The sequence below is a fragment of the Streptomyces sp. HSW2009 genome (assembly GCF_040240285.1).
Classification (GTDB): Bacteria; Actinomycetota; Actinomycetes; order Streptomycetales; family Streptomycetaceae; genus Streptomyces.
The window spans coordinates 1-5147 of record NZ_JBEHZD010000536.1 but is presented as its reverse complement, the minus strand read 5'-3'; the positions used below and the strand labels follow the sequence as shown (position 1 = coordinate 5147).

Genomic DNA, 5147 nt, shown 5'->3' with positions numbered 1-5147 from the left:
CCGCAGGGCGGGGCCAGGACCGGCACGGTGACGGCCACGACGACGCCGGCCCCGGGGCCGCCGGCGGCGCGCGCGGCCGGGGACCTGCCGGGCGGCGGCGCACGGTACGCACCGGGGGGCGGCGGGGGCGCCGGCCGGAGCCCGTACGGCGGCCTCGAACTGGACGCCTACGAAGACGCCGACCTGTCCGCCTTCGAGGCCACAGGGCCCGGCCCGTACCCGGAGGTCGACTGGCGGACGGCCGCGGCTTCGGGGACCGGCGGCCACCTGGGCGTCGGGGACAGCGATGGTGACGGTGACCTAGCGTGGCGCGACAGCGGGGCGGGTGAGCCGAACGGGGCGGGCCCCGTACAGCCCCGGCACACGGACCCCGTACGGCTCCGGGACACGGCCCCCGCACAGCCGTCGGCCCCCGGCTCCCCGACCGGCGCCGTCCCCGCCCCAGCAGCGACATCGGCGACTTCGGCGACAACACCAACAGCCACACCCGGCGTCGTAGCCCCACGGACCACGGACGGCCGGCAGCGAGCGGCGCACGCGCCCGACGACGCCACGGGCGCACCGCTCGCACCGTACGCTCCGCACACGCCCGGCCCCACGGCCACGCCCCACCCGCCGTACGCGCCGCACCCCACGGCCACCCACACGGCCGCGGATGCCGACGGCGGGGCCGGCGCGGGCGCGGTGGCCGGGGACGGCGGCCCGGGGCGGCCCGCCGACGGCCCCGTACGGGCGGGGCGCCCGGCCGAAGTGACCGTGGCGCGGCCGGCGGTCGAGCACGCCGTACGGACGCTGGCCGACGACGCGGCCCACGGGCTGCCGCGGCCGTGGGCGAAGGCGGTACGGGAGGCGGCGCAGGGCGCGGCCGACGGGTTGGCGCAGGCGCTGGACGCGGTCGTGGACGAGGTGGCCGACGGCGCGGTGCACACCGCTCCCGGCCAGCCCGGGGCGCTGGCCGTCAGGCCGCACTGGTGGGCCGCGGCACGGCTGGCCCAACGGACGCTGTTGGCGGTGCAGTTGCTCGGTCTGGGTTGGCTGGTGGCCGTCGTCGCCGGGGTCGCCGGCGGCGCCTGGTGGGCCCCGGCCGCGCTGTTCACCTGCGGCGTTGCGGCCGGCCCCGCGGTGACCCGGTTGTGCACCAGGGCGGCCCGCGAACCGGCCCGCGACCACGGCGAGGAAGCCGAACTCCTGCTGCGGGCCGAGGTCGCGGCCTACGGCCGAGAAGCCGTGGTCGAGGCCGCCCTCGCGGAACTCGCCCGCTACCGGCAGGTCCGCGAGCGGTACGTGGGCGCGGCCGGCGGGGTGTAGCCGCCGGCCGAGGAAGGCCAGGCGAACCGGCCCGCAGGCATGGCTGAACCAGCCCGCAGGCACGGGTGAACCCACCCACCGGGACGGGCCAACCCACAGCGGCCAGCCCGGAGCGGCCAACCCGACGGCCGAACCCCGAAGCCGCCGCCCCACAGCGGCCGACCCCGAAGCCACCCACCCAAAGCAGCCGCCCAAACCACCCGCCCAAAGCAGCGGGGCGCCAGGGGCGCTCTCCGCGCCCCGCGCGCACCGCTCCGCACCATCCAGGAGTGCGCACCTTCACACCCCCCACATCCCACACTCTGGTCACACCCCTCTTCACCTGCACCATCAGCCCCGCTACCGGATCAGCATCGGCCAGTTCGGACCTTCTTCCGGGGCGGCGCGGGCCGCACAATCGTCGCTGGGTGCCGTGGGCGGAGCCGACGTAGGGGAGACCAGGGATGTTGCGGTTGCACTTCACGGCCGATGACTTGGCACGGGTGACGCTGGCGCGCGGGCCCGCGCCCTTGGTGGAGCTCGGGTTGGCGATGGCCTCGCTCCAGCGGTCCGACCTGCCGCTGGTGCTCGCCCGGTGGCGGCAGACGGCGTGGCGCACGCTGCCGCGCGGGGCCAGGCCGCTGCTCTCGCTGATCCCGCCGACCGCCCACGACGGGCCCGTCTTCCTCGCGCCGTCGAGCCGGGGCGTGGCGGACGGGCTCGACCAGGTGCAGTCGACGCGGCCCGCGGACGTCCGCGTACAGCTCGACATGGTGCGGTCGACCACCGGGCGCCCTCTGACCAGTTGGGCCCGCCAGTTGGGCGAGCAGGACCACGCCGCCTGGCACACCCTGACCTCGTCGATGCGCGCCACCTACGACGCGCTGATCGCACCCTCCTGGCCGCGCATCGCCGCCGGCTACGACGCCGAGTACGCCTGCCGCAGCCGTTCGCTCACCCAGCGCGGCATCCACGCCACGCTCGCCGGCATCGCCCGCGGGGCGCGGTGGCGCGGCGCGACGCTGGAGATCCCGGGGCCGCGCTCGGTGGACGTCGTACTCGGCGGCCACGGCCTCGTCCTGCTCCCCTCGATGGTGTGGACCGCGCACGCGATCGCCTGCGTCCCGCACGGCGGTTCGCCGGCCACGCTGGTCTATCCGGCGCTGACGCCGCTCCCGCTGCTCGACGCGCCGGGCGAGGCCGACGCGCTGTCGGGGCTGCTCGGGACGACGCGCGCCGCGGTGCTGCGGCTGCTCACCGTCGAGCGCACGACGGGCGACGTGGCGACGGCCCTGGCCATTGCCAACTCCTCCGCGTCCGCGCACGCCAAGGCGCTGCGGGCGGCGCGGCTGATCACCTCAAGGCGGGAGGGCAAGACGATGCGGCACCAGTGCACCCCGCTCGGGCTCGACCTGCTCACCGGCGGCCTCGATCCGGCCGCGGACGGGGTACGGCAACCGGCCGGCGCCCCGGCCGGACCCGGTGCCCCCGGCCTGGCCGGCCGCCCCCACCCCGGTCACGCGGGTCACCCGGGCCGCCTCCGTACCGCCGGCGGCCCCGGCACTCCGCTCGCCCCGCCGGCCGCCCCCCACACAGCCGCCCGGACCCGAGCGGTGGCCCCGCCCGATCCCGCCCACCCGGCGTCCCCGGCACGCGCCACCCGTACGGCCGCCATGAACACCGACACGGACGCGGACGGTACGGCCGGACGGCTCGACCGGTGCGGCTGGGTGCGGGGGTAGCAGAGCGGGAGGGCCGGGGCGGCCGGAAGGTCTGGTTCGTCTGAGGACGGGGGGCCGCGGTCGGTTCGCGGGGTGCGGCCCCCGCCGTGGCCGAGCCGCCCCGGGCCCGTGTCAGCCGAAGAGCAGGGCCAGCACGATCAACGCGCCGAGCAGCGCGAACGTCTCCCAGCGCAGCGCGCGCCCCAGCGCCTCCAGGGTGAGGCCGCCGCCCGAGCCGCCACCACGGTTGCCGGCGCCGCCGTCGTCGTCGCCGCCGCTGCCGTCGCCATCGCTCATGTTCGCTCCCCCAGTCGGTCCGCGGCCCGCGGCCCGTGGTCGTCGCTCTTCGGTACGCGGGCCGCGGCCCGGCCCGTGGCCCGTCTTCGCCGACGGTACGCCGCGGGGAGGCGCCCCGCGGACGTGGCCGGAACTGGCTCCCCCGACGGCTCCCGGCGGGCCTCCTCCCCCGGCCCCGCGGCGCGCCCCGTGCGGCTGGTTGCGCCCGATCGCCGCGCAGGGGTAGCCGACGGACCCCGTACGCGCTTCGCTGGAAGCCCCGCCTCCGCGCGCGGCCCCGCCCCGTACCGCAGCCGCCCCCACGCCGGCCGCGGGCGATGGACGACCGGAACCCGGGGTACCCGGCACCCGGCGGACCGCAGCCACCCCCACCCCCATCCACAGCCCAGCCACGACCCGACCCGACCCGACCTCCGAGACGGGCCCCACAACCCAGCGACTCCCCAACCCGCACCCGTAAGCCAAGCAACTCCACGAGCCCAACAGTCGGATGACGACGAAGCAGAAGAGGAGTGAGCGCATGCGACACGGTGACATTGCGTCGAGCCCGGACACGGTCGGCGTCGCGGTCGTCAACTACCAGATGCCACGGCTGCACACCCGGGACGAGGTGCTCGCGAACGCGCGGCGGATCGCCGAGATGGTGGTGGGCATGAAGACCGGGCTGCCCGGGCTCGACCTGGTGGTCTTCCCCGAGTACTCCACCCAGGGGATCATGTACGACCCGGCCGAGATGCTGGACACGGCCGCGTCCGTGCCCGGCGACGAGACGGACGTCTTCGCCGCGGCCTGTCGCGAGGCGGGCACCTGGGGCGTGTTCTCGCTCGCCGGTGAGCGGCACGAGGAACACCCGGACAAGCCGCCGTACAACACCCTGGTCCTCATCAACGACCGCGGCGAGATCGTGCAGAAGTACCGGAAGATCCTGCCCTGGTGCCCCGTCGAGCCGTGGTACCCGGGCGAGGCCACCTATGTGACCGAGGGACCGAAGGGGCTCAAGGTCTCGCTGATCATCTGCGACGACGGGAACTACCCGGAGATCTGGCGGGACTGCGCCATGAAGGGCGCCGAGTTGATCGTGCGCTGCCAGGGCTACATGTATCCGGCCAAGGAACAGCAGGTGCTGATGGCCAAGGCGATGGCATGGGCCAACAACTGCTACGTGGCGGTGGCCAACGCGGCCGGGTTCGACGGCGTGTACGCGTACTTCGGGCACTCCGCGATCATCGGGTTCGACGGGCGCACGCTGGGCGAGACCGGCGAGGAGCCGTACGGCATCCAGTACGCGCAGCTCTCGGTCTCCGCGATCCGCGACGCGCGCACCTACGACCAGTCGCAGAACCACCTGTTCAAGCTGGTGCACCGGGGCTACTCGGGCATCGCGGCGGCCGGCGAGGGACCGGCCGGGCTCGCGGAGTGCCCGTTCGACTTCTACAAACTGTGGGTCACCGATCCGCAGAAGGCCGCCGAACGCGCCGAGGCGGTCACCCGCAGCACGGCGGCGGTGCCGGGGACGCCGGGTGGTGGGGAGGGGCCGGCGGGCCCGGCGGATGGGGCGGGCGCGGGCTGAGGAGCGGGGCGCGTACGGGGCGGGCGGCCGGCACGGGGCAGGTACGGGCCGCCCCGCCCCCCCCCCCCCCCGCCCCCCGGCCCCCCCCCCCCCCCCCCCCCCCCCCCCCCCCCCCCCCCCCCCCCCCCCCCCCCCCCCCCCCCCCCCCAAAACCCCCCCCCCCCCCCCCCCCCCCCCCCCCCCCCCCCCCCCCCCCACTTCAGGACCCGTCAGGCCGTAACGCCTGGTACGGGAGCTCCACTCGCCGCGACGAAAGCGATACACGTGAAGGC

General features: G+C 76.6%; 4 protein-coding genes and 1 pseudogene. 4 read left to right on the top strand and 1 reads right to left on the bottom strand.

Annotated elements, in window-relative coordinates:
* A pseudogene (locus AAHZ94_RS28080) lies at window positions 1-1308 on the top strand (hypothetical protein); the annotation flags it as partial.
* Between the two features lie 443 nt (window positions 1309-1751).
* Window positions 1752-3029 (top strand): ArsR/SmtB family transcription factor, encoded by a 1278-nt coding sequence (locus tag AAHZ94_RS28075; RefSeq protein WP_349996328.1) that lies wholly within the window; start codon window positions 1752-1754, stop codon window positions 3027-3029.
* A 111-nt stretch (window positions 3030-3140) separates the two neighbouring features.
* Here AAHZ94_RS28075 and AAHZ94_RS28070 read toward each other — a convergent pair whose 3' ends face one another.
* Window positions 3141-3305, bottom strand: coding sequence for a hypothetical protein (locus AAHZ94_RS28070; RefSeq protein WP_349996326.1), 165 nt, complete (start codon window positions 3303-3305; stop codon window positions 3141-3143).
* A gap of 520 nt (window positions 3306-3825) precedes the next feature.
* On the opposite strand from AAHZ94_RS28070, the gene AAHZ94_RS28065 reads away from it, so the two are divergent.
* Entirely contained in the window at window positions 3826-4875 is a 1050-nt protein-coding gene (locus tag AAHZ94_RS28065) for an aliphatic amidase (protein WP_349996325.1), read from the top strand.
* Entirely contained in the window at window positions 4856-5095 is a 240-nt protein-coding gene (locus tag AAHZ94_RS28060) for a hypothetical protein (protein WP_349996324.1), read from the top strand. Before AAHZ94_RS28065 ends, AAHZ94_RS28060 begins: the two co-directional genes overlap by 20 nt.
* The last annotated feature ends 52 nt before the right edge of the window (window positions 5096-5147 follow it).